This is a genomic window from Mycolicibacterium sp. lyk4-40-TYG-92, assembly GCF_030209435.1.
Taxonomy (GTDB): domain Bacteria; phylum Actinomycetota; class Actinomycetes; order Mycobacteriales; family Mycobacteriaceae; genus Mycobacterium.
Window position 1 is genome coordinate 822641 of the sequence record NZ_JARVRX010000001.1, and the last position, 21492, is coordinate 844132.

Consider the following 21492-nt stretch of genomic DNA (forward strand, 5'->3'; position numbering starts at 1 on the left):
GCCCACGTCCCCTGAAACGTCCCTGACAAACAAGGAGTATCCCTATGCCGCAACAAGTTCGAGGTGTCATCGCCCGCTCCAAGGGCGCCCCGGTCGAAGTCACGACCATCGTGATTCCGGACCCCGGTCCCGGCGAGGTGGTGGTGAACATCCAGGCGTGCGGCGTCTGCCACACCGACCTGACCTATCGCGAGGGCGGCATCAACGACGAATACCCCTTCCTGCTCGGCCATGAGGCCGCCGGCATCGTCGAAGAGGTCGGGCCCGGTGTCGAATCGGTGGCGGTCGGCGACTTCGTGATCCTCAACTGGCGCGCGGTGTGCGGGCAGTGCCGGGCGTGCAAGCGCGGCCGTCCGCAGTACTGCTTCGACACCTTCAACGCCACCCAGAAGATGACGCTGGAGGACGGCACCGAGCTCACCCCGGCGCTGGGTATCGGAGCGTTCGCCGACAAGACGCTGGTCCACGCCGGGCAGTGCACCAAGGTCGACGCCACCGCGGATCCGGCCGTGGTCGGCCTGCTGGGCTGCGGCGTGATGGCCGGGCTCGGCGCGGCAGTCAACACCGGCAATGTCTCCCGTGGCGACTCGGTGGCGGTGATCGGCTGTGGTGGCGTCGGCGACGCCGCCATCATGGGATCGCGGCTGGCGGGCGCGGGCAAGATCATCGCGGTCGATCGGGATCCGCGAAAGCTGGAGTGGGCCATGGAACTCGGCGCCACCCACACCATCAACGCCGCCGAAACCGACACCATCGAGGCGGTACAGGAACTCACCGGCGGCTTCGGTGCCGATGTCGTGATCGACGCCGTCGGTCGCCCGGAAACCTGGAAGCAGGCGTTCTACGCCCGCGACCTCGCCGGCACGGTCGTCCTCGTCGGCGTGCCGACCCCGGACATGACGCTGGAGATGCCGCTGGTCGACTTCTTCTCCCGCGGTGGGTCGCTCAAGTCCTCCTGGTACGGCGACTGCCTGCCCGAGCGCGACTTCCCGATGCTGGTCGACCTCTACCAGCAGGGGCGAATCCCGTTGGAGCGCTTCGTCTCCGAACGCATCAAGCTCGACGAGGTGGAAGACGCGTTCCACACCATGCACGCGGGCAACGTGCTGCGCTCGGTGGTCGTGCTGTGAGCGGACAGCTCCGCATCGACCGCGTCGTCACCTCCGGGACCTTCAGTCTCGACGGCGGCACGTGGGACGTCGACAACAACGTGTGGGTGATCGGCGATGACTCCGAGGTCGTCATCGTCGACGCCGCCCACACCGCGCCCCAGATCGTCGAGGCCGTCGCCGGCCGCAACGTGGTGGCGGTCGTCGTCACCCATGGGCACAACGATCATGTCACCGTCGCCCCGGAGCTGGCGTACGAGTTGCATGCGCCGATTCTGCTGCATCCCGGCGACGACATGCTCTGGCAGGCAAGCCATCCCGATGAGAAGTATTGGAACCTGGACGCCGGCCAGCGGATCGGTGTCGCGGGTACCGAGATCGAAGTCATCCACACCCCCGGACACTCGCCGGGATCGGTATGCCTGTACCTGCCGGAGGCCGGTGCGCTGTTCTCCGGCGACACCCTGTTCAACGGCGGGCCCGGTGCCACCGGGCGGTCCTACAGCGACTTCCCGACGATCATCGACTCCATCCGGGATTCGATCCTGACGCTGCCGGACGAGACCCGGGTGCACACCGGCCACGGCGACCACACCACAGTCGGTGCCGAGGCCCCGCATCTGGCGGAGTGGATCGCCCGCGGCCACTGATTCAAAAGCACTGTGCGGCGGCAACTCTGCTGAGTTGCCGCCGCACAGTGGCTTTCACGTGGCATTTCTGGCGGATTTTTCTGGCAAATCTGTGGGTCGGACGGTCGAGGTGATCGCGATCGCATTGACTGCGAACGTACGCACACGCTCACTCGAACTTTTTCGACCTCAGTTCGCACTCAACGCCCGTCCACCTTCGGCGCACGAGAAGTCCCTGAGCGCAATAACCGCGGAGAATCACAACGGCGATTGCACTCAGGGCACGGCAAGGCGACCTAGGCGCTGCCGAACTCCTCGGCAGCATCGAGCAGCCAGTCGGCCAGATAGCCGGCGAACGACGACCGGACGATGACCCGGTAATCGGTTCCGCTGTCGTTCAACGGAATCAGCACGACGGCAGCCAGCGCCAGCATCGTCTGGGCCGCGGCACCCCGGCCGAACCCGCGCGGGTGCAGGTCCAGTGAGCAGCCCTTGGCAAGTACGTCGCGGGCATGGGCGCCGCGCAGGCGCACCGTGGTGCGCTGCGCCGACACGTCGACGGCTGCACCGCCGGCCGCGGCGACCGCCTCGTGCAGCTGCGCCTCGAGTGCCTCACCACCGCGCTGCGTCGACGTCACCAGCCACTCCTGCGGACCGAACCAGATCACCGTCGAATCCGGACCGGTGACACATGTTTCGGGTGTCGTCGGCAACGCGGCCACGCCGAGGACCTGGGCGGCTTCGGTGCCACCGGCTCCAGTCGGGTCGACCCACAGATCGACCATGGTTTCGAACGGCTCCTCGGTGAGGCGCGCCGCGGACGGCGTGGCCGCGGACGGCGTGGCCGCGAACTGGGTGGCCCAGCCCTGCAACGGGCTACGGCGAGTGAGGGTTTCAGCCATCGCGGCGTGCTCCTTCGGGATCGACGAGGACGGAACCGGTGACCTCGACGGCCACCAGGGCGCCGTCCACCGGCACGGTGAGGGTGTCTCCGATGCGGGCGTGGCCGCCCCTGACCAACGCCAGTGCGAACGGCCGGCCCAGCTCGGCGCTGCGGTAGCTCGACGTGACATGGCCGAGCATGGGAACCGGCGGGGGTGGCAACGTGCCGTCGGCCGGGGTCTCGATGATCTGGGCGCCTTCGGGCAGCACGGTCCGCGCATCGACCGGAAGGAGTCCGACGAACTGCTTGCGGAGCGGGTTGAGGTTCTCGGCGCGAGTGAAGGAGCGCTTCCCGACGAAGTCGGGCTTCTTCTTCGACACCACCCAGTTCATCCCGAGGTCCTGCGGCGTGACGGTGCCGTCGGTATCCTGCCCGATGATGGGGTAGCCCTTCTCGGCCCGCAGCACGTGCATGGTCTCGGTGCCATAGGGTGTGATGCCGTACGGCTCGCCCGCCGCTATCAGCTTCTCCCACAACGCCGTTGCGTACCAGCCCATGACGTTGACCTCGTACGCCAGCTCGCCCGAGAAACTGACCCGGCCGATCCGGACGTGGACCCCGTCGAGCTGGGTGTCGCGCCAGGCCATGAACGGGAACGCGTCATTGCTGACGTCGACTCCCGGGAAGACCTTGCCGATGACGTCCCGCGAGCGCGGACCGACGACCGGGAAGGTGTGCCACTGCTCGGTGACCGACGTGAGGCGTACGCGCAGGTGCGGCCACTCGGTCTGCAGCCATTCCTCCATCCATTCCAGGATGCGGGCGGCACCGCCCGTCGTGGTGAACACCTGGAAGCGGTCGTCGGCCAGGCGCATCACGGTGCCGTCGTCGATCACCATGCCGTCGACGCCGCACATGACGCCGTACCGCAGCATGCCGACCTTGAGCGTGCTCATCAGGTTGGTGTAGAGCAGGTCCAGGAATGCGCCGGCATCGGGGCCCTGGACATCGATCTTGCCCAGCGTCGAGCCGTCGAGGATGCCGACACCCGTTCGGGCAGCGGCGCATTCGCGCAGCACCGCGGTGTCCATGTCTTCTCCGGGCAGCGGGTAGTAGCGCGGACGCTTCCACTGGCCGACGTCCTCGAACACCGCGCCGCGGGCGACGTGCCAATCATGCACTGCGGTAACGCGTTCCGGGTCGAACATGCGTCCCCGGCTGCGGCCGGCCAGGGCGGCGAACGCGACGGGGGTGTACGGCGGCCGGAACGTGGTGACGCCGAGATCGGCCACGGGCACACCCAGCAGTTCGGCGGTGATGCCCGAGGCGATGACGCCGGAGGTCTTGCCCTGATCGTGCGCCGTGCCGATGGTGGTGTAGCGCTTGATGTGTTCCATCGAGCGCATGCCGGCGCCGACCGCGCGGACCAGATCCGCCACCGTGGCGTCCCGCTGGACGTCGACGAACTGCGTGGCACCGTCGGCATCGGGAATCCGCCACAGCACCGCGGGTGCACCCGAGGCCCGAATCGAATCCGACTCTCCGGCAAGCGGTTCGGTCTCAGCGGTGAACCCGAGACCGGCCAGGGCGCGGGTGGCGACGGCGCGACCGTCGCGCAGGCAACCGGGCAGGTTGAAGGTACCTGCGGCCGAACCGGCGACACTCACTTCATCGAGCTCGGCACCCGGAACGAACGCGCCGAGGGCGGCGTCGTACCGCAGGGGACCGCGCACCTGACTGAAGAGGTGGACCGCCGGATTCCAGCCGCCGCTGATCAGCAGCACGTCGCACGCCAGCTCATCGGATGTACCGCCCGCGCCGGTGACGACGGCGGCGCTGACCCGGTTCTCACCGCGGGTGCCGCTGACGACCGACCCGGTCCGCAGCTCGATGCCCCGATCAGCGCACGCCGCAAGTAGGTCCGTGGCGACCGCGTCCCGGGCATCGACGATCGCGGTGATCGCCACGCCGGCGTCGTACAGATCCAGCGCGGCCTGATAGGCACTGTCGTTGGTGGTGAACACGACGGCCCGCTCACCGACCTTGACGCCGTAGCGGTGCAGGAAGGTACGGGCGCCGGCGGCGAGCATGATGCCGGGCCGGTCGTTGTCGGTGAACACCACCGGACGTTCATGCGCGCCGGCGGCGACGATGACGTGCCGGGCCCGGATCCGCCACACGCGCTGGCGGCTTGCCCCGGCGGGCGCGGCGGCGCCGAGGTGATCCGTACGCCGTTGCAGCGCAAGGACAAAGCCGTCGTCGTAGTGTCCGAATGCGGTGGTGCGCTGCAGGTGCAGCACGTCGGGATAGGTGGCGAGTTCGGCGACCGCGTCGTCGACCCACTCCAGTGCCGGGCGGCCGGAGATGGTGTCGGCACTGCCCAGCAGGGCACCGCCGGCCTCGCTCTGCTCGTCGATCAGCACGACGCGGGCGCCGGCGCGGGCGGCCGTCAGCGCGGCGGCCAGACCGGCCGGGCCGGCTCCGGCGACCAGAACGTCGGCGTGCACGTGGGTCGAGTCGTAGCGCGCGGTGTCGGCGATCTCAGCGAGCCGGCCCTGCCCCGGGATACCGCGCGCGACGAGTCCGTCGTACAGCTCAACGGTGGTGGCGAGCAGCATGGGCTCGGGGAAGGGGTACTCGATCTGGACCAGGCCGCCGGTGTCCTCGGCCCACGCCGAGGTGAAGCCGCGGGGCCGGCCCATCTTGATGCTCGAGGTGACGTGATGCACGCCGTTCGCCAGCAACGCGGACGCCAGCGTGTCGCCGGCGTGTCCGGTGTACTCCCGGTCGTTGAATGTGAAGGTGTGGACGGTGTTTCGGTCGATTCGACCGCCGTCGGAGGTGCGCAGGTTCATGAGATGGTCGGCCTCTGCTCGTCGAGTCGGTAGACACGGTCGAATCGGTAGGTGGCGGTGTCGCGGATGGCGTTGAACCAGCGACGGCAGCCGGCACTGTGGGTCCAGCGTTCGGCGAACGACCCCTTCGGGTTGGCGCGGAAGAACACGTAGTGCGCCCACTGTTCGTCGGTCAGCGATTGCGGGTCCTCGGGGTAGGCGACGTGCGCCTGGCCGCCATAGTGGAATTCGGTTTCCTCACGTGGCCCGCACCACGGGCAGTCGATGAGTTGCATTGGGGCTCCTCGGTTCTAGTGCGCCACGCCGGCGGCGCCGTGTTCGTCGACCAGGGCTCCGGTGACGAAGCGGTCGAGGCTGAAAGGGGCGACGTAGTCGTGTTCGCGGCCGGTGGCGATGGTGTCGGCCAGGCACCAGCCGATGCCCGGCGTCACCTTGAACCCGCCGGTGCCCCAACCGGCGTTGAGGTACAGGTTGTCGTAGCCGACGCGGCCGACGATCGGTGACGCGTCCGGGCAGACGTCGACGATGCCGGCCCAGGTACGCAGCAGGTGCGCCCGGGCGAACACCGGGAACAACTCCACCGCAGCGGCCATCTGGCGTTCGATGATGTGGAACGCGCCGCGCTGGCCGTAGCCGTTGTACGAGTCGACGCCGGCACCCATCACGAGTTCGCCCTTGTGGGCCTGAGATACGTACACGTGCACGGCGTTCGACATCACGATGGTCGGATGCACCGGCTCGAGGAGTTCGGACACCAGCGCCTGCAGCGGGTGACTCTGCAGTGGCGTGCGGATGCCGAGCATGTCGGTCAGCGTGGAGGTATGCCCGGCCGCGCACAGCGCCACCTGTCCGGCCCCGATGTCGCCGCGCGTGGTGCGCACGCCGGTGACCCGGTCGCTGTCGGTGACGAATCCGGTGACCTCGCAGTTCTGGATGATGTCGATGCCGGCCTCGTCGGCCCGGCGCGCGAAGCCCCAGGCGACGTAGTCGTGCTTGGCGATGCCGGCCCGCGGCTGGTAGGTCGCGCCCAGCACCGGATACCGAATGTCACTGGAGATGTTGACGATCGGGCAGAGGTCCTTGACCTCTTTGGGTTCCACCCACTCGGCGTCGATGCCGTTGAGCTTGTTGGCCTCGACGCGTCGCACGCTGTCGCGGACGTCCTGCAGGCTGTGCGCCAGGTTGAGCACACCGCGCTGGCTGAACAGGATCGGGTAGTCCAGATCCTCTTCCAGGCCCTCCCAGAGTTTCAGGGCGTGCTCGTAGATTCGGGCGCTCTCGTCCCACAGGTAGTTGGACCGGATGAGGGTGGTGTTGCGGGCCATGTTGCCGCCGGCCAGCCAGCCCCGCTCCAGGACCGCGACATTGGTGATGCCGTGGTTCTTGGCCAGGTAGTGCGCGGTGGCCAGGCCGTGCCCGCCGCCGCCGACGATGACGACGTCGTACGTCTTCTTGGGTTCGGGTGTGCGCCAGAGAAATTCGGGGTGGTCGGGCAGATGTGCGCCCGGTGGGGTCGTCGGTGCGGTCACAGCGAGGCCTCCGTGAGGTCGGGGTAGAGCGGGAAGCGGTGGGCCAGTACGTCCACCCGGGCGCGCAGCGCGTCCAGGGCGGCGTCGTCGGCGTCGGGGCGCAGCGCGTGGCTGATGACATCGGCGACTTCGTGGAAGCTGTCCAGATCGAAGCCGCGGGTCGCCAGCGCCGCGGTACCGATGCGCACGCCCGAGCTCACCATCGGCGGCCGCGGGTCGAACGGAACGGCGTTGCGGTTCACGGTGATTCCCACGCGGTGCAGCCGGTCCTCGGCCTGTTTGCCGTCCAGTTCGGACTCGCGCAGGTCGACCAGCACGAGGTGGACGTCGGTGCCGCCGGAGACGACGTTGAGGCCCGCCGCGCGGGAATCCTCCTGCAGCAGGCGCGCGGCCAGAATCGCCGCGCCGTCCAGCGTGCGTTGCTGCCGCTCGCGGAACTCCGGCGTGGCGGCGAGCTTGAACGACACTGCCTTGGCGGCGATGACGTGCTCGAGCGGTCCGCCCTGCTGGCCGGGGAACACCGAGGAATTGAATTTCTTGGCCAGCGCCTGGTCGTTGGTGAGGATGATGCCGCCGCGGGGGCCGCCCAATGTCTTGTGCGTGGTCGAGGTGACGACGTGGGCGTGCGGCACGGGCGAGGGGTGCAGGCCGGCCGCCACGAGGCCCGCGAAATGGGCCATGTCGACCATCAGGTAGGCGCCGACTTCGTCTGCGATGCGCCGGAATTCGGCGAAATCGAGCTGCCGCGGATAAGCCGACCAGCCGGCCAGGATCAGCTTCGGCCGGCGCTCCCGGGCGATGCGCTCGACCTCGGCCATGTCGACCCGGTGGTCGTGCTCGCCCACGTGATAGGCCGCGACGTCGTAGAGCTTGCCGGAGAAGTTGAGCTTCATGCCGTGCGTGAGGTGGCCGCCGTGCGCCAGGTCGAGACCGAGGATGGTGTCGCCGGGGGAGAGCAGCGCCGACATGGCCGCGGCGTTGGCCTGCGCGCCCGAATGCGGTTGCACGTTGGCGTATTCGGCGCCGAAGAGGCTCTTGACCCGGTCGATGGCGAGTTGCTCGGTGACGTCGACGTATTCGCAGCCGCCGTAGTATCGGCGGCCCGGGTAACCCTCGGCGTACTTGTTGGTCATCACCGAGCCCTGCGCCTGCATCACGGCGACGGGCGCGAAGTTCTCGCTGGCGATCATTTCCAGGGTGCTCTGCTGCCGGTGCAATTCGGCGGCGATGGCCCGGTGTACTTGGGGATCCAGGTCGGCGAGGCTCGCGCTCAGCGTGGGGTTCGTGGCCGCCGGTGCGGTGTCGAGGGTCATGTGGACCTTTCTGACATTGCAGTGTGCTGTGGACTAATATATCAGCTGTCGGTTAGATTAAGATCAGCTCGTGGCCGCGTCAATAGCTGGGCCGCAGATACTTGTGGAGGAGTGACGATGACCCTGACGGAGTTGTCGTTCGGCGAGCCCGACGGCGCACCGGCTGGTACCGAGACCAATGCGGATCGCGCCTACGACATCGTGCGCGAACGCCTGGTGATGCTGGACATCCGGCCGGGTGAGCCCATCAACGACGACCGCCTGGCGGCCGAGCTCGGCTTCGGCCGTACTCCGGTGCGGGAGGCCCTCAAACGCCTTGAGCGGGACCGTCTCGTCGTCGCCTACCCGCGCCGGGGCACGTTCGCCGCGGCTGTGGACATGACGGACCTGGCCGATATCTCCGAGATTCGCAAGCTGCTGGAGCCGACGGCGGCCGCCCGTGCCGCCCGGGTCGCGACGCCGGACACTCGCGCCCGCCTGACTGCACTGGCGCAGGCGATCGCCGGGATCGACGACGCCGATGACCCCCGAGAGGTCCTCCGTCACGACGTCCACGTGCACCGCGAGATCTACCGGGCCTCGGGCAATCCGCATCTGGAACAGATCCTCGTCAGCCTCGACGCGCATGCCACCCGGATCTGGTGCATGTTCCTGGACCGGCTGCCGGGCGTTGCCGGCCATGTCCGCGAACACATCGAGCTGTTGGAGGCGATCGTCGGAGGCGACGAGGCCACGGCGGCGGCGCTGACGCTGGCCCATGTCTGCGGTTTCGAGAAAGCGATTCGCGCGTTGCTGTGACGTCTCCGCCGGGTGTTGCCGATCGCCCGCAGCCCGACGTCCCTGGAGACCACCGGCCCTGATATATCATTGACCTGACCAGATCAGGTCAGTTGCCGATTGGTGTGGTCGGTGATGTCGGGAAGGCGGGGCGGGCATGAGTGTTGCGGGTGTGGAACAGCTCGACGACGTTGTCTCCGAGGAGATGTCGTTTGCCGACCGGGCGTACCTGGTGATCCGCGACAAGCTCATCATGCTGGACATCCGCCCCAATGACGCCATCGTGGAGAACGATCTGGCCGCGGAGCTCGAACTGGGCCGTACGCCCGTCCGGGAGGCCCTCAAACGCTTGGAAGTGGACCGCCTGGTCGTGTCCTTTCCGCGCAGGGGCACGTTTGCCACGGGGGTCGACGTCGCCGACCTCCGCCATATCTCGCAGATTAGGGTCAATCTGGAACCGGTCGCTGCGCGCGCGGCCGCCGAGGGCGCCTCTGCCGACGTGCGTGCGGGCCTGCTCAAGCTGGCCGATCTCACCGAAGCGCTCGATGTCGAGAACATTCACCGCGACGAACTGATGCGTTGGGACCTGCGGGCACACCGAGCGATCTACCGGGCCACCGGAAACCCGCATCTCGAAGACGTGTTGATCCGCTACGACAACCTTGCGACCCGCATCTTCTGCCTGTTTCTCGACCGCTTGCCGACCGTGGCCCAACACGTCGGAGAGCACGCCGAACTCTTGCGGACCATTGCCGGTGGCGATGGGGATGCCGCTGCGCAGATTGCCCTCGACCACGTCACGGGATTCGAGAAAGCGATCCGCGCCATCGTTTGACGCGTCAGCTGAAGACGACGGTGCGATGTCCGTGCAGCAGCACCCTGTTCTCGCAATGCCAGCGCACGGCCCGCGACAGCGCCAGCCCCTCGGCGTCCTGTCCGACGGTGGCCAACCGTGCCGCGTCGAATGAGTGATCGATCCGGATTACTTCCTGCTCGATGATCGGTCCCTCGTCGAGGTCTGATGTCACGTAATGCGCGGTTGCGCCAACGAGTTTCACGCCACGGTCGAACGCCTGGTGGTAGGGCTTGGCGCCCTTGAATCCCGGCAGGAACGAGTGGTGGATGTTGATGGCGCGCCCGCGCAGCTTCTGGCAGGTCTCGTCCGAGAGCACCTGCATGTAGCGCGCCAGCACCACCAGGTCCGCCTCGAGTTCGTCGACCAGCGCGAGCAATGCGCGTTCGGCCTCGGGCTTGGTGTCCGGGGTCACCGGGATGTGCACGAACGGCAGCCCGGCCGCCTCTGCCATCGGGCGCAGCACCTCGTGGTTGGACACCACCGCTACCAGTTCACCGCCGAGAGTGCCTGCGCGCCAGCGGAAGATCAGGTCGTTGAGACAGTGGCCCAGCTTCGAGACCATCACGACGACCCTGGGCTTGCGACGGGTGTCGACGAAGCGGAACGTCATCCCGAATTCGGTTGCCACCGGGGCGAACTCGTCGGTCAATTGGGAGATGACGTCAGCGTTGCCGTCGGCGCTGTGCGTGGTGCAGACGAATGTCGTGCGCTGGAAGAACGCCTGGCTGCGAGTGTCGTCGAACTGTTGGTGCTCGGCGATGTCGAAGTTGCGCGAGAACAGGAACGAACTCACGGCATGGACGATGCCCGGGCGCTGCGGGCAGCTCAGGGTGAGTGTGACGGTGTGCGGCATGGTTTCCCGATCGGTCGTTACGCGCGGATCTTGGACATCTCGGGGTCGACGAGCGGCTCGGCCACCACGGTGGCCGGGATACGGCGACCGAAGTACTCGATCTCCACGCCGGTACCCGGCGCGGCCGAGGCGGGCAGCCAGGCATAGGCGATCGGGGCACCGACGGTGTGCCCGAACGCCGCGCTGGTGACGTACCCGGCGGGGCTGCCGTCCAAGTACACCGGCTCGGATCCGAGCACCGTCGACGTCTTGTCGTCGACGGCCAGGCACACCAGGCGCCGCGTGACGGTGTCGTCGGACACCCCGGCCAGCGCGTCGTGACCGATGTAGCCGTCCTTCTGGGCGCGTACCGCGAACCCGAGGCCGGCCTCGAAGGGGTTGTGCTCGGTGGTCATATCGGTGCCCCACGAGCGGTAGCCCTTTTCCAGCCGCAGGCTGTTGAACGCGGCACGGCCGGCGGCGATGACGCCGTAGCGCTGCCCTTCGGCCCACAGCGCGTCCCACAGGCGCAGGCCGTTCTCTGCGGTGGTGTAGAGCTCCCAACCCAATTCGCCGACATACGACAGCCGCATCGCGGTGACGGGGACCCCGCCGATGCGGACCTGCTTGGCGCGGAAGTACTTGAACGCGTCGTTGGAGAAGTCGTCGCGGCTGAGCGCGGACACCACGTCGCGGGCGCGCGGGCCCCACAGGCCGATGCAGCAGGTGCCTCCGGTGATATCGCGCACTGCGACGGTGCCGTCGGCCGGGGCCAGACGGCGGAAGTAGTCCAGGTCGATATTGCCGTTCGCGCCGACCTGGAACGTGTCCTCGGACAGCCGGGCCACCGTGATGTCGCTGCGCACCCCGCCGGCGTTGTCCAGCGCCAGGGTGTAGGTCACCGAGCCGACCGACTTGTCCATCTTGCCGGTGGTGGTGCGCTCCAACAGATCGAGCGCGCCGGGGCCGGAGATCTCCAGCCGCTTCAGCGGGGTCATGTCGTACATCGCGACCGCGGTCCGGGTGCGCCACGCCTCCGCGGCGGCGATCGGGGAGTGGAACATCGCGGACCATTCGTCGCGCGCCGGGGGCTGCCACTCCGGCGGCAGCTCGTCGAGCAGGCACGCATTGGCCTCGAACCAGTGCGGGCGCTCCCAGCCCGCGGTCTCCAGGAACACCGCGCCCAGTTCGGTCTGCCTGCGGTGGAACGGGCTGACCCGCAGATTGCGCGGTGATTCCTTCGGCTGCAAGGGATGCAGGATGTCGTAGACCTCGACGAAATTCTGCTGCGAGGTCTCGCTGACGTAGTCGGGATCGAGCTGCACCTCTTCGAAGCGGTGCACATCGCAGCCCTGCAGCGCCACCTCGGAGCGTCCGTCGATCAGCAGCTGCGCCACCGCCCGGGCGACGCCGGCCGAGTGCGTGACCCATACGGCTTCGGCGATCCAGAATCCGGCGATGTCGGGGGATTCGCCGATCAGCGGACCGCCATCGGGGGTGAAGGAGAAGATGCCGTTGAAGCCGGATTCGACCTTCGCGGTCTGCAAGCACGGCAGGAGCAACTTGGCCTGCTCCCAGGCCGGCGCGAAATCCTCGTCGGTGAACGCGAGCATGGAAGGCATTGCGTCCGCGGTGATTTCGCCGTCCGGCAGCTCGTCCAGCGCCGCCGGCATGGGACGGTGCGCGTAGGACCCGATGCCGAGCCGGTCGACGTGTTCGCGGTAGTACAGGTCCTGGTCCTGGTGCCGCAGGATGGGCAGGCCGGCCTCGGCCACCTCGGTGTTGCGGCCGACGAGTTCGGGGATCTGGTCGGTCTTGGCGTACTGGTGCGCCAGCGGCAGCAGTGGCACCCGCATGCCGACGAGCTCCCCGAGAGCCGGTCCCCAGAATCCGCCGCAGGACACCACGATGTCGGCCGGCACGACGCCGTTGTCAGTGGCCACGCCGGTGACCCTGCCGCCACTGTGCTCGATGCCGATCACCTTTGTCGAACCCCGGAATTCAATGCCGACGGCTTCGGTGCGCCGGATCAGTTCCGTGACGACGCGCGGGGCCTTCGCCAACCCGTCGCTCGGCACGTAGAGCCCGCCCAGGATGCGATCGCGATCCAGCAGGGGATGCAGCTTGGCGCATTCCTGCGCGTCGATCACCGCGGCGTCGACACCCCACGACGTGGCCCAGCCTTGCTTGCGGTACAGGTCGGCCAAGCGCTGCTCGGTGGTGGCCACCTCGAGGCCGCCGACTTGGTTGAAGCACCACTGGCCGTCGGACTCCAGCGACAGGAACTTCTCGACGGTGTAGCTCGCCAGCGCGGTCATCGTCTTCGACGAGTTGGTCTGGAACACCAAACCCGGTGCGTGCGAAGTGGATCCGCCGGTCAGTGGCAGCGGTCCCTGGTCCAGCACCGTCACGTTGTGCCAACCGCGGGCGGCGAGTTCATCCGCGAGGTTCGCGCCGACGATGCCGGCTCCGATGATCACAACGCGCGGTGATCCCATGGGCGTGGTCCTCCTGGTCGAGCGGCGGCCGACTAAGTGATCGACAATTGATATACCAAGCCTATGGGGAGTATCGCCAGTGGTCAATTCACTGCTGCCGAACCGGATGGATCTAGCGCACCAAACCTGTGCGCTATGTGGGTATCGTTGCGTAATGAGCAACAGCGCTGTTGATTCCGGCAATGGCGGCGTGCAGTCCGTTGACCGCGCTCTGCACGTGTTGGAACTCCTCGCCCGCCGCGGCGAAGCCGGAGTCACCGAGTTGGCGTCGGATATCGGCGTGCACAAGTCGACGGTCTCGCGCCTGCTCACGGCGCTCGAGGATCGTGAACTCGTCGAGCAGGCTTTCGAGCGTGGCAAGTATCGACTCGGATTCGGCATCCTGCGGCTGGCCAACGCGGTGTCGGGCCGGCTCGACGTCACCCGGCAGGGTCGGGAAATCTGCGAGCGGCTGGCGCTCGAGGTCGGTGAGACCGTCAACATCGCGGTACTGCGCTCGGAGTACGCAGTGAACGTGGACCAGGCCCGCGGACCTGCCGCTATCAGTACCCACAACTGGGTGGGTGAACTCACCCCGTTGCACGCGACGTCGAGCGGCAAGGTGTTGCTGGCGTTCATGGCTGCGGATGCCCGCCGGGACCTGTTGTCGGCGGCCGGGCTGCCGCGGTTCACCGAGCACACCATCACTTCGGTCGAGCGCCTGGAAGCGCAGTTGCGGGACGTGACCCGCAACGGTTACGTGGTGTCTCTGGAGGAGCTCGAGGACGGGCTCAACGCGGTCGCCGCGCCGATCCGCGATCACATCGGTGGGGTGATCGCGGCGCTGAGCGTCTCCGGCCCGGCGTATCGACTCACCGTGGAGCGGGCGCTGGAGATCGCGCCGGTGGTGGTCGCGGGGGCTGACGACGTCAGTCGGCGTATGGGCTACCGAATCTGACCGCAACCGCGGATGACGTGGGTTTTCGCGGGTAGCGAGGCTATGGGCAGCTCCCGTCGACAGGCAATTGAAAACTCCCTGTAAACGGTGCGGTTCTCTCTTGACAGTGGCTTGTGACTGCCGCCACACTGTTGCATATTACGAATTGTGTTGCGCCAGTCGCGTCAAACTCTTTGAGAGGGGCACACACCTGATGCTCGAAATCTGTCCGCTCTCCGACCTCCCGCCCGGCGAGGCTCGGCGGGTGGAATCCGACCCGCCCATCGCGGTCTTCCACACCGAGGACGGCGAGGTGTTCGCCATCGACGACACCTGTTCGCACCAGGACGCGTCACTGGCCGACGGCTGGCTGGAGGGGTGCGACGTCGAGTGCCCGCTGCATGCCTCGCGGTTCAATCTCCGCACCGGAGCGGTCGACGCGCCGCCGGCCAAGCTGCCGGTCCGCACGCACACCGTCGTGATCTCCGACGGCGTCATCCACGTCGAACTGAGCACCGAGAAGCCCAACCTGCCGCCGGACATCCGGGCTCGACTGGGCGCGGGGCAGTGATGAGGCACGTCGCGATTGTTGGGGCGTCGCTCGCGGGCCTGTCCGCCGCGAGGGCGCTGCGGGCGCAGGGCTTCGACGGACGGCTGACCGTCATCGGCGACGAGGCGCAGCGGCCCTATGACCGCCCGCCGCTGTCGAAGGAATTCCTTTGCGGCAACGTCTCCGAAGCCGACCTCGCCCTGGAATCCGACGACGACGATCTGCAGGCGGACTGGCGTTTGGGAGTTGGCGCGGCCAAGCTCGATAGCCGCTGCGGCGCAATCGAACTCGCGGACGGGACGCGCATCGACGCCGATGGCGTGGTAATCGCCACCGGTTCCCGCGCGCGCCGCTGGCCCGGCTCCGAGGGCATGGCCGGCGTGCACGTGATCCGCACCATCGACGACGCCGTGACCCTCCGCGAAGAGCTGGTTCCGGGCGCTGCGCTGGTTGTCATCGGGGCCGGATTCATCGGGGCCGAGGTCGCCTCGACTGCCCGCAAGCTGGGCCTGGATGTCACCGTCGTCGAGGCCGCGCCCACCCCGTTGCAGATGCAGCTCGGCGGGTGGCTCGGCGGTGTGGTCGCCGGCGCGCACGCCGCCAACGGAACGAAATTGATCTGCGGTGTCGGCGTCACCGGACTCGTCGGTGAGAAGCGGGCACTGCGCGTGCCCGGCGGCATCGGCCGGGTGACGGGCGTCGACCTCGCCGACGGACGCCACCTGCCGGCCGACGTCGTCGTCGTCGGAATCGGCGGTGTGGCCAACATCGACTGGCTGCACGGAAGCGGTCTGGAGCTGGGTAACGGCGTGCTCTGCGGCACCCACGGCCAGACCGCTCTGCCGAACGTCGTCGCCGTCGGAGACTGTGCGGCCTGGCTCGACCCCGCCACCAACGCGCGGCATCGCGTCGAGCACTGGACCGGTGCACTGGAGCGTCCTGCGCTGGCGGTCGCCTCGTTGCTGGCGGGGGGTGCCCATCAGGAGGCGACGGCGAAGCCGCCGTATTTCTGGTCCGATCAATACGGATCCCGCATCCAGTTCGCCGGCCTCGCCCGTCCTGATGACGAGATCACCATCGAGGAGGGCAGCTGCGAGGACCGTTGCTTGCTCGCCACCTATCGGCGCGACGGCCGCCTGGTCGCGGTCCTCGGTATCGACCAGCCCCGGCTCTTCACCCGGTGGCGCCGCCAACTGGTGCCGACGCCAACCGCGGTCTAGGCCGAAATTCTTGAACCCCAATACAACTCACGACATGACACCGCAAAGGAGCTCGATGACCGCCACCGTGCCAAGTCTGCCGGAAAGCCTCATTTCCACTCTGGCAGGGCACTACTACACAGATCCGGAGGTCTTCGCCCTCGAACAGGAGAAGATTTTCGAGACCATGTGGTTCTGCGTTGTGCGCGCCGCGGATCTGGACAAGCCGGGTGCGTTCAAGACCGTCCAGGTCGGTCGCGAAAGCGTTCTGGTGACCAGGTCGCGCAAGGGCGACATCAACGCATTCTTCAACCTGTGCCGGCACCGCGGCGCGCAGCTCTGCACCGAGGACAGCGGTGAGGTCAAGCGCGCGTTCCAATGCCCTTATCACGCATGGACTTACGATCTGGACGGCAAGCTCATCGCGGCGCCGAACCTGACCAAGATGCCCGACATCGACCGCGTCGAGTACGGCCTGCGCAAGATCTCGGTACGGGAGTGGCTCGGCTATGTCTGGGTGTGCTTGGCCGACGAGCCACCGTCGTTCGAAGACACCGTCATGCAGGAGGTCGTCGATCGACTCGGCGATGTCGAGTCGATCGACCACTACACGGTGGCCAATCTGAGCCTCGGTCGCCGGATCGTCTACGACGTCAAGGCCAACTGGAAGCTCATCATCGAGAACTTCATGGAGTGCTACCACTGCGCCACCATCCACCCCGAACTGACCGAGGTGCTGCCGGAGTTCGCCGACGGCTACGCCGCCCAGTTCTACGTCGGCCACGGTGCGGAGTTCGGTGCCGACGTCGCCGGCTTCACCATCGATGGCTCAGAGGGTTTCGAGCACATTCCCGGGGTCACCGAGGACCAGGACCGGCGCTACTACGCCATCACGGTACGTCCGCAGGTGTTCGTCAACCTGGTGCCCGACCACGTCATCATCCACCGGATGTTCCCGATGGCGGCGGACCACACCATCGTCGAATGCGACTGGCTGTACCTGCCGGGCGTTGTCGAATCCGGGCGCGACGTCAGCAAGTCGGTGGAGCTGTTCCACCGCGTCAATCAGCAGGACTTCGACGCGTGTGAGCGGTGCCAGCCCGCCATGAGTTCACGCGTCTACCGCGATGGCGGTGTGCTGGTACCCAGCGAACACCACCTCGGGCACTTCCATGACTGGTTGCGCAACAAACTCGCCGACTAGATGCAGGCATTCGGCTCCCGGCAACCGGCCGGGCGTCGAATACTCGCGGAGTCGGCGCGGTGTCCCGGTCCGCCGGACCGGCTGGAGAGGCGGCCCTGGCGGGCCGGGACACCACACCAATTCTTTTCAACGCCAAGTCTTTTCAACACCACGTATTGCAACGCGATCCAGGCCAACGACGTCCGCCATTTCGGAACCCGCCAATCAAAGGAGTAACGATGGCCTACACACTGATTCCTGAGGAGCTTGTGCCATGTCCGTGAGCGAAGGCGCTGAGAGAACGTTCTCCGACGACCCCGCCGTGCTGGCGCGTAAGCGCCGGTTCATGACGCGGATGATCGTCGTGTTGGTCGGCGGCATGTTCCTCGATGGCTACATCCTGGGCAGCATCGGTCCGGTCACGCACACCATCGAACTGGACCCCCGGTTTACCACCGTCTGGATCGGGCTGGAGGCCGCCTCGGCGATGTTCGGCATTCTCATCGGCTCGCCTGTGGGTGGGTGGCTGGCCGATAAGTTCGGCCGTAAGCCGATTCTGTTCTGGGATCTGGCGCTATTCACGGCCTTTTCGGCTTTGCAGTTCTTCGTCGACGGACCAGAACAGCTTTTCGCCGTTCGTCTGTTGATGGGCCTGGCCGTCGGCATCGAGTACGCGGTCGGCTTGCCGATGCTGGCGGAGTTCGCGCCGACCCATCTCCGCGGCAAACTGTTGGCCCTGACCCTGGTCGCCTGGTACGGCGGTTTCATGATCGCGTTCATCATCGGCTACTTCATGGATCAGGCCGGCATCGATTGGCGGGTGACCATCGGCACCAGCACATTCATTGCCGCCGCGCTGCTCGTCGGCCGGATCGGGTTGCCCGAGTCGCCGCGCTGGTTGTGGGCAAAGGGCAGGACCGAAGAGGCGCACGGACTGGTCGTCGGGTATCTGGACACCGCGTACCAGACCGACATGATGAAAGCCGCTGCGGGCGGCGCGAAGGGCAGTTTCAAGATGCTGTTCTCGCCGGCGGTGTGGCGCTCGACGGTCTTCATGTCCGTGTTCTGGGCCTGCTCGGTGACACCGTACTTCGCCATCGCGACCTTCGCCGACGGCTTGCTGGGCGATATCGGCATGAAGGGCCTGATGAGGGGAGTGGTTCTCTCAGTCGTCGCCTGGTTCGGGGTGATCTTCACGATGTTCATGATCGATCGGTGGGGGCGCCGCAAGATGACCGTTCCGACCCAGTGGATCGCCGGCGGTCTGCTGGTCGCCATCGCCGCCCTCGGCAGCTTCGTGCTTCCGGTGGAGCAGGTCGGTGTGATGTCGATGCTGATGTTGGCGCTGTTCCTGGCGTACTCGTTCGTCAACGCGATGTACACCGCGTTTACCCAAATCTATCCCGCGGAGGTCTTCCCGACCGAGGTCCGGGCGATCGGTACCGGGTTCGCGGCGGCGATCAGCCGCCTCGGTGCTGCTGCGGGTCTGTTCCTGATCCCGCTCTCGATGAAGCACCTCGGTTTCACCTGGACCATGGTCTTCGCGGGAATCATCGCCTTCGCCGGCGCGATCGTGTCGCAGATCCTGGCTCCGGAGACCAGCGGCAAGTCGCTGAGCGAATTGGACATGAGCCACTGAGCGTGATCCGGGTGGCCGTGATCGGTGACGTGGGTGGGCACGTCGAGGAGTTGCGCCGAGAACTGCGGGCCCTCGGCGCCTGCGAAACCGGGGTACTACCCGACGATTTGGTGGTGATCCAGGTGGGGGACCTGGTGCACCGCGGCCCTGACTCTGAAGGGGTCGTTCGTCTGGTCCACCACTACCTGAATACTTGTCCCGGGCAGTGGATTCAGCTTGTGGGCAATCACGAGGCCCTGTATCTGCGGCCGAACAGTTTTCTGTGGGAGGACCGGATCGGCTACCTGGAACAGCGCATCCTGAAGAAGTGGTGGGCCGACGGCAAGATGCACGCCGCGGTCGCCGTCGAGACCGACGAAGAGGATTTCCTGGTGACGCACGCCGGGGTCACCGAGCAGTTCTGGCGCGAGCACCTGCTCGCCCCCGGTACCGCGCGGCAGGCCGCGCGCCGCATCAACAGCCTCGCCCGCACGGGATGCCCGACGTTGTACGGCGGCGGTGCCATGCTCGGGCCGCCGAATCCGATGGCGGGTCCGTTGTGGGCCAGCCGCACTGATGAGCTGGTGCCAGGGTGGGAAGGCGCGACGCTCCCGTTCAGTCAGGTGCACGGGCACAGCGGCTCCCACGGCGCGTCCGACCACCCGGCAACCACCTACGATGCGCGACTGCATCATGAGCAGACCCGCTTCCCGGGCGGTCGTCTCATCGGCATCGATCCCGGCCACCTCGTCGAAGCGAACCCGGTGTGGGGCGCCTTCGTCGTCACGACGGGCTCCCGGCCCACCGTCGCTTGAGCGATTCCTGAGAGGACTGCGCATGGCGCCTGAGCCCGAGACCGAGCTGGCCGAATTGGCCGAGCTGCTGGCGCACTGCCCGCCGTTCGATTCGCTGAGCCCGGCCGTTCGCGCCGGCGCGGTGGCCGGGGCGCGAATCGAGGAGTACCAACCGGGCGACCTGATCCTGGATGCCTTCGCCACGATGCCGACGAGCATCGGACTGGTGATGTCGGGAGAGATCAATCTCTGGTTCGACCCGGAACGAATCGGTGAGGGGCCCGCCGACAAGTTCACCCGTGGCGCGCCGATCGGGTTCACTTCAGCGCTGGCGGGGCGGCCGGTCGGCCCGCGGGTTGAGGCGAAGACCAAGGTGGTCGTTGCGAGCCTGCCGTCCGAGATCGTCCTTCCGGCGTTTGCGTCCCGCAGCGGCGCACGTTTCCTGGCTGACGAAATCGCGCACGTGCGTGGGCTCACTGCCGCTCAGCCGCGGTACACACTGCTGTCCGACCTGGTCTACCGAGACCCACTGGTCGTACGGGCCGACGAGTCGGTGACCGCACTGGCAGCGCGCATGACCGAGTTGGGCCTGCCGTACGCAGCCGTCGAGACCGATGCCGGCCAGTTCGGTCTGGTGACAGATGAAGCCTTGCGACGCAAGGTAATTGGGGAAGGCCTGCCGCGGGAGTCGCCCGCGAGTGCGGTGATGGACTTTCCCGCGATCACCGCGTCGGCGAGCATGTCGTCTGCCGATGCCCTGATCATGCTGCTCGACTACAGCGTCTCGTTCCTGCTCGTCACCGGTGATGACGGCCGCCTGAAAGGTGCGGTGGGTGAGCGTGACTTCATGCTCGCGCCCACCACTGCCGGTGTCAGCCTGAACGCACAGATCCGGCAGGCCCGGAGCATCGATGGCCTGATCACCCATGCGCTTCGGGTTCCGGCGATGCTTGCCGACATCCTGGCGCGCGGACTGACGGCCGATCGGGTGATCGCCGTCCATTCGGCGCTGATCGCCTCGATCACTCGCCGCGCGATCTTCTTGGTCTTCGACCACGAGGAGTTCAACGACCTGTCGATCGACGCCTTCACCTGGCTCTCCCTCGGCAGCATCGGCCGGCGGGAAGCGGTGCCCTCGTCTGACGTCGATGCCGCAGTGACTTTCGCGGATTCGTACGAGGGCCAGATCCCGCGTTACCGCGAAGCATTCAGCGTCGTGGGGGACGTGCTCCAGCTCTGTGGCATCGGCGTCGACGCGCACCATGCGTTCCCGTCGCACCCGGGGTTCTCGCGTACCGACTCGCAGTGGCGCGAGGCGGCGCAAGGCTGGCTCACCAAGCCCCAGCAGAACCAGGGCACCATCATGGCCTCGCTCCTGGTCGACGCCCGGCCGATCTTTGGCGACCCCGCGCTGCCGGAGCCCGCGCGCGTCTTCCGCGACTTCAATCGCCATCCGGCGACAGTCGAACTGCTGCTGCAGGATTCGCTCTCGCGCCGTGCTCGCCTGCTCTCGGTGCGGGACCGGATCATCGGGCGTGACGAGAAGTTCGACATCAAGGGTCGCGGATTGCTGCCGATCGTCAACATCGCCAGGTGGGCCTCGCTCAGCGCCGGCTCCCCGGAGCTGCACACTGTCGACCGGCTTCGCGTCGCCGCGGGGTCGGAGGTGCTCACGGACCGTTCCGCGAGCCGACTGATCGAAGCGTTCGATGCACTCCAACTGCTCCGGCTGGAGCACCAGTTGCGTCAGATCGAAGCGGGCCAGCGTCCTGACGACATCATCGACCTCGACGAGCTCTCACCCATCGACCGCAGCACCATCGAGCAGACCGTCAAGGAGATCGCCGATGTGCAGCGCCGCATGGGCCGCGTCGCGCATATGAATTCCGGTGCCGAACTGGTCAAACGCGGCCAGCCGGGGTCGCCGTCGAGGAAAGTCAGGTAGAGCCCG

At 67.2% G+C, this 21492-nt stretch carries 18 protein-coding genes; 11 read left to right on the plus strand and 7 right to left on the minus strand.

Annotation, left to right across the window (positions count from 1 at the left end; all coding sequences use genetic code 11):
• Nucleotides 1-44 precede the first annotated feature (44 nt).
• A complete protein-coding gene (locus QRN63_RS04130) occupies nt 45-1130 on the plus strand; it encodes an S-(hydroxymethyl)mycothiol dehydrogenase (RefSeq protein WP_285029564.1) in 1086 nt (361 codons plus the stop codon).
• Entirely contained in the window at nt 1127-1759 is a 633-nt protein-coding gene (locus QRN63_RS04135) for an MBL fold metallo-hydrolase (RefSeq protein WP_285029565.1), read from the plus strand. Before QRN63_RS04130 ends, QRN63_RS04135 begins: the two co-directional genes overlap by 4 nt.
• Before the next feature lie 275 nt (nt 1760-2034).
• Here QRN63_RS04135 and QRN63_RS04140 read toward each other — a convergent pair whose 3' ends face one another.
• From QRN63_RS04140 to glyA, 5 genes are read right to left on the minus strand one after another with little or no spacing between them, the layout of a single operon-like run.
• A complete protein-coding gene (locus QRN63_RS04140; protein ID WP_285029566.1) occupies nt 2035-2640 on the minus strand; it encodes a sarcosine oxidase subunit gamma in 606 nt (201 codons plus the stop codon).
• Nucleotides 2633-5476 (minus strand): 2Fe-2S iron-sulfur cluster-binding protein, encoded by a 2844-nt coding sequence (locus QRN63_RS04145; RefSeq protein ID WP_285029567.1) that lies wholly within the window; start codon nt 5474-5476, stop codon nt 2633-2635. The genes QRN63_RS04140 and QRN63_RS04145 overlap by 8 nt, the downstream gene beginning before the upstream one ends.
• Complete coding sequence (locus tag QRN63_RS04150; RefSeq protein ID WP_285029568.1) at nt 5473-5751, minus strand: sarcosine oxidase subunit delta; 279 nt, start codon at nt 5749-5751, stop codon at nt 5473-5475. The genes QRN63_RS04145 and QRN63_RS04150 overlap by 4 nt, the downstream gene beginning before the upstream one ends.
• A 15-nt stretch (nt 5752-5766) precedes the next feature.
• A complete protein-coding gene (locus QRN63_RS04155) occupies nt 5767-7005 on the minus strand; it encodes a sarcosine oxidase subunit beta family protein (RefSeq protein ID WP_285029569.1) in 1239 nt (412 codons plus the stop codon).
• Nucleotides 7002-8318 (minus strand): serine hydroxymethyltransferase, encoded by a 1317-nt coding sequence (glyA, locus tag QRN63_RS04160; RefSeq protein WP_285029570.1) that lies wholly within the window; start codon nt 8316-8318, stop codon nt 7002-7004. The genes QRN63_RS04155 and glyA overlap by 4 nt, the downstream gene beginning before the upstream one ends.
• 117 nt (nt 8319-8435) lie before the next feature.
• On the opposite strand from glyA, the gene QRN63_RS04165 reads away from it, so the two are divergent.
• Both QRN63_RS04165 and QRN63_RS04170 read left to right on the plus strand, forming a co-directional pair.
• Complete coding sequence (locus QRN63_RS04165; protein ID WP_285029571.1) at nt 8436-9116, plus strand: GntR family transcriptional regulator; 681 nt, start codon at nt 8436-8438, stop codon at nt 9114-9116.
• Between the two features lie 136 nt (nt 9117-9252).
• On the plus strand, nt 9253-9930 hold the full coding sequence (locus tag QRN63_RS04170) for a GntR family transcriptional regulator (protein WP_267318464.1): 678 nt from the start codon (nt 9253-9255) through the stop codon (nt 9928-9930).
• A 4-nt stretch (nt 9931-9934) separates the two neighbouring features.
• On the opposite strand, the gene purU is transcribed toward QRN63_RS04170, so the two are convergent.
• Nucleotides 9935-10804: a formyltetrahydrofolate deformylase gene (gene purU / locus QRN63_RS04175; protein ID WP_285029572.1), complete on the minus strand. Its 870-nt coding sequence runs from the start codon at nt 10802-10804 to the stop codon at nt 9935-9937.
• Between the two features lie 17 nt (nt 10805-10821).
• Nucleotides 10822-13281 (minus strand): GcvT family protein, encoded by a 2460-nt coding sequence (locus QRN63_RS04180; RefSeq protein ID WP_285029573.1) that lies wholly within the window; start codon nt 13279-13281, stop codon nt 10822-10824.
• A 154-nt stretch (nt 13282-13435) separates the two neighbouring features.
• Here QRN63_RS04180 and QRN63_RS04185 point away from each other — a divergent pair, with 154 nt between their 5' ends.
• The 7 genes from QRN63_RS04185 to QRN63_RS04215 all read left to right on the plus strand — a co-directional run bounded on the left by QRN63_RS04185 (nt 13436) and on the right by QRN63_RS04215 (nt 21486).
• A complete protein-coding gene (locus QRN63_RS04185; protein WP_285029574.1) occupies nt 13436-14218 on the plus strand; it encodes an IclR family transcriptional regulator in 783 nt (260 codons plus the stop codon).
• Between the two features lie 193 nt (nt 14219-14411).
• Nucleotides 14412-14768 (plus strand): bifunctional 3-phenylpropionate/cinnamic acid dioxygenase ferredoxin subunit, encoded by a 357-nt coding sequence (locus QRN63_RS04190; RefSeq protein ID WP_285029575.1) that lies wholly within the window; start codon nt 14412-14414, stop codon nt 14766-14768.
• The gene (locus QRN63_RS04195; protein ID WP_285029576.1) at nt 14768-15967 is read left to right on the plus strand and encodes an NAD(P)/FAD-dependent oxidoreductase; all 1200 of its coding nucleotides are present in this window, start codon (nt 14768-14770) and stop codon (nt 15965-15967) included. The genes QRN63_RS04190 and QRN63_RS04195 overlap by 1 nt, the downstream gene beginning before the upstream one ends.
• Before the next feature lie 55 nt (nt 15968-16022).
• Entirely contained in the window at nt 16023-17150 is a 1128-nt protein-coding gene (locus QRN63_RS04200) for an aromatic ring-hydroxylating oxygenase subunit alpha (protein ID WP_267318458.1), read from the plus strand.
• 253 nt (nt 17151-17403) lie between these two features.
• The gene (locus QRN63_RS04205) at nt 17404-18768 is read left to right on the plus strand and encodes an MFS transporter (RefSeq protein WP_285029577.1); all 1365 of its coding nucleotides are present in this window, start codon (nt 17404-17406) and stop codon (nt 18766-18768) included.
• 11 nt (nt 18769-18779) lie between these two features.
• Entirely contained in the window at nt 18780-19562 is a 783-nt protein-coding gene (locus QRN63_RS04210; protein ID WP_285029578.1) for a metallophosphoesterase, read from the plus strand.
• Between the two features lie 22 nt (nt 19563-19584).
• Nucleotides 19585-21486 carry a putative nucleotidyltransferase substrate binding domain-containing protein gene (locus QRN63_RS04215; RefSeq protein ID WP_285029579.1) on the plus strand — a complete coding sequence of 634 codons (1902 nt, stop codon included), beginning with the start codon at nt 19585-19587 and terminating at the stop codon, nt 21484-21486.
• Nucleotides 21487-21492: the final 6 nt, after the last annotated feature.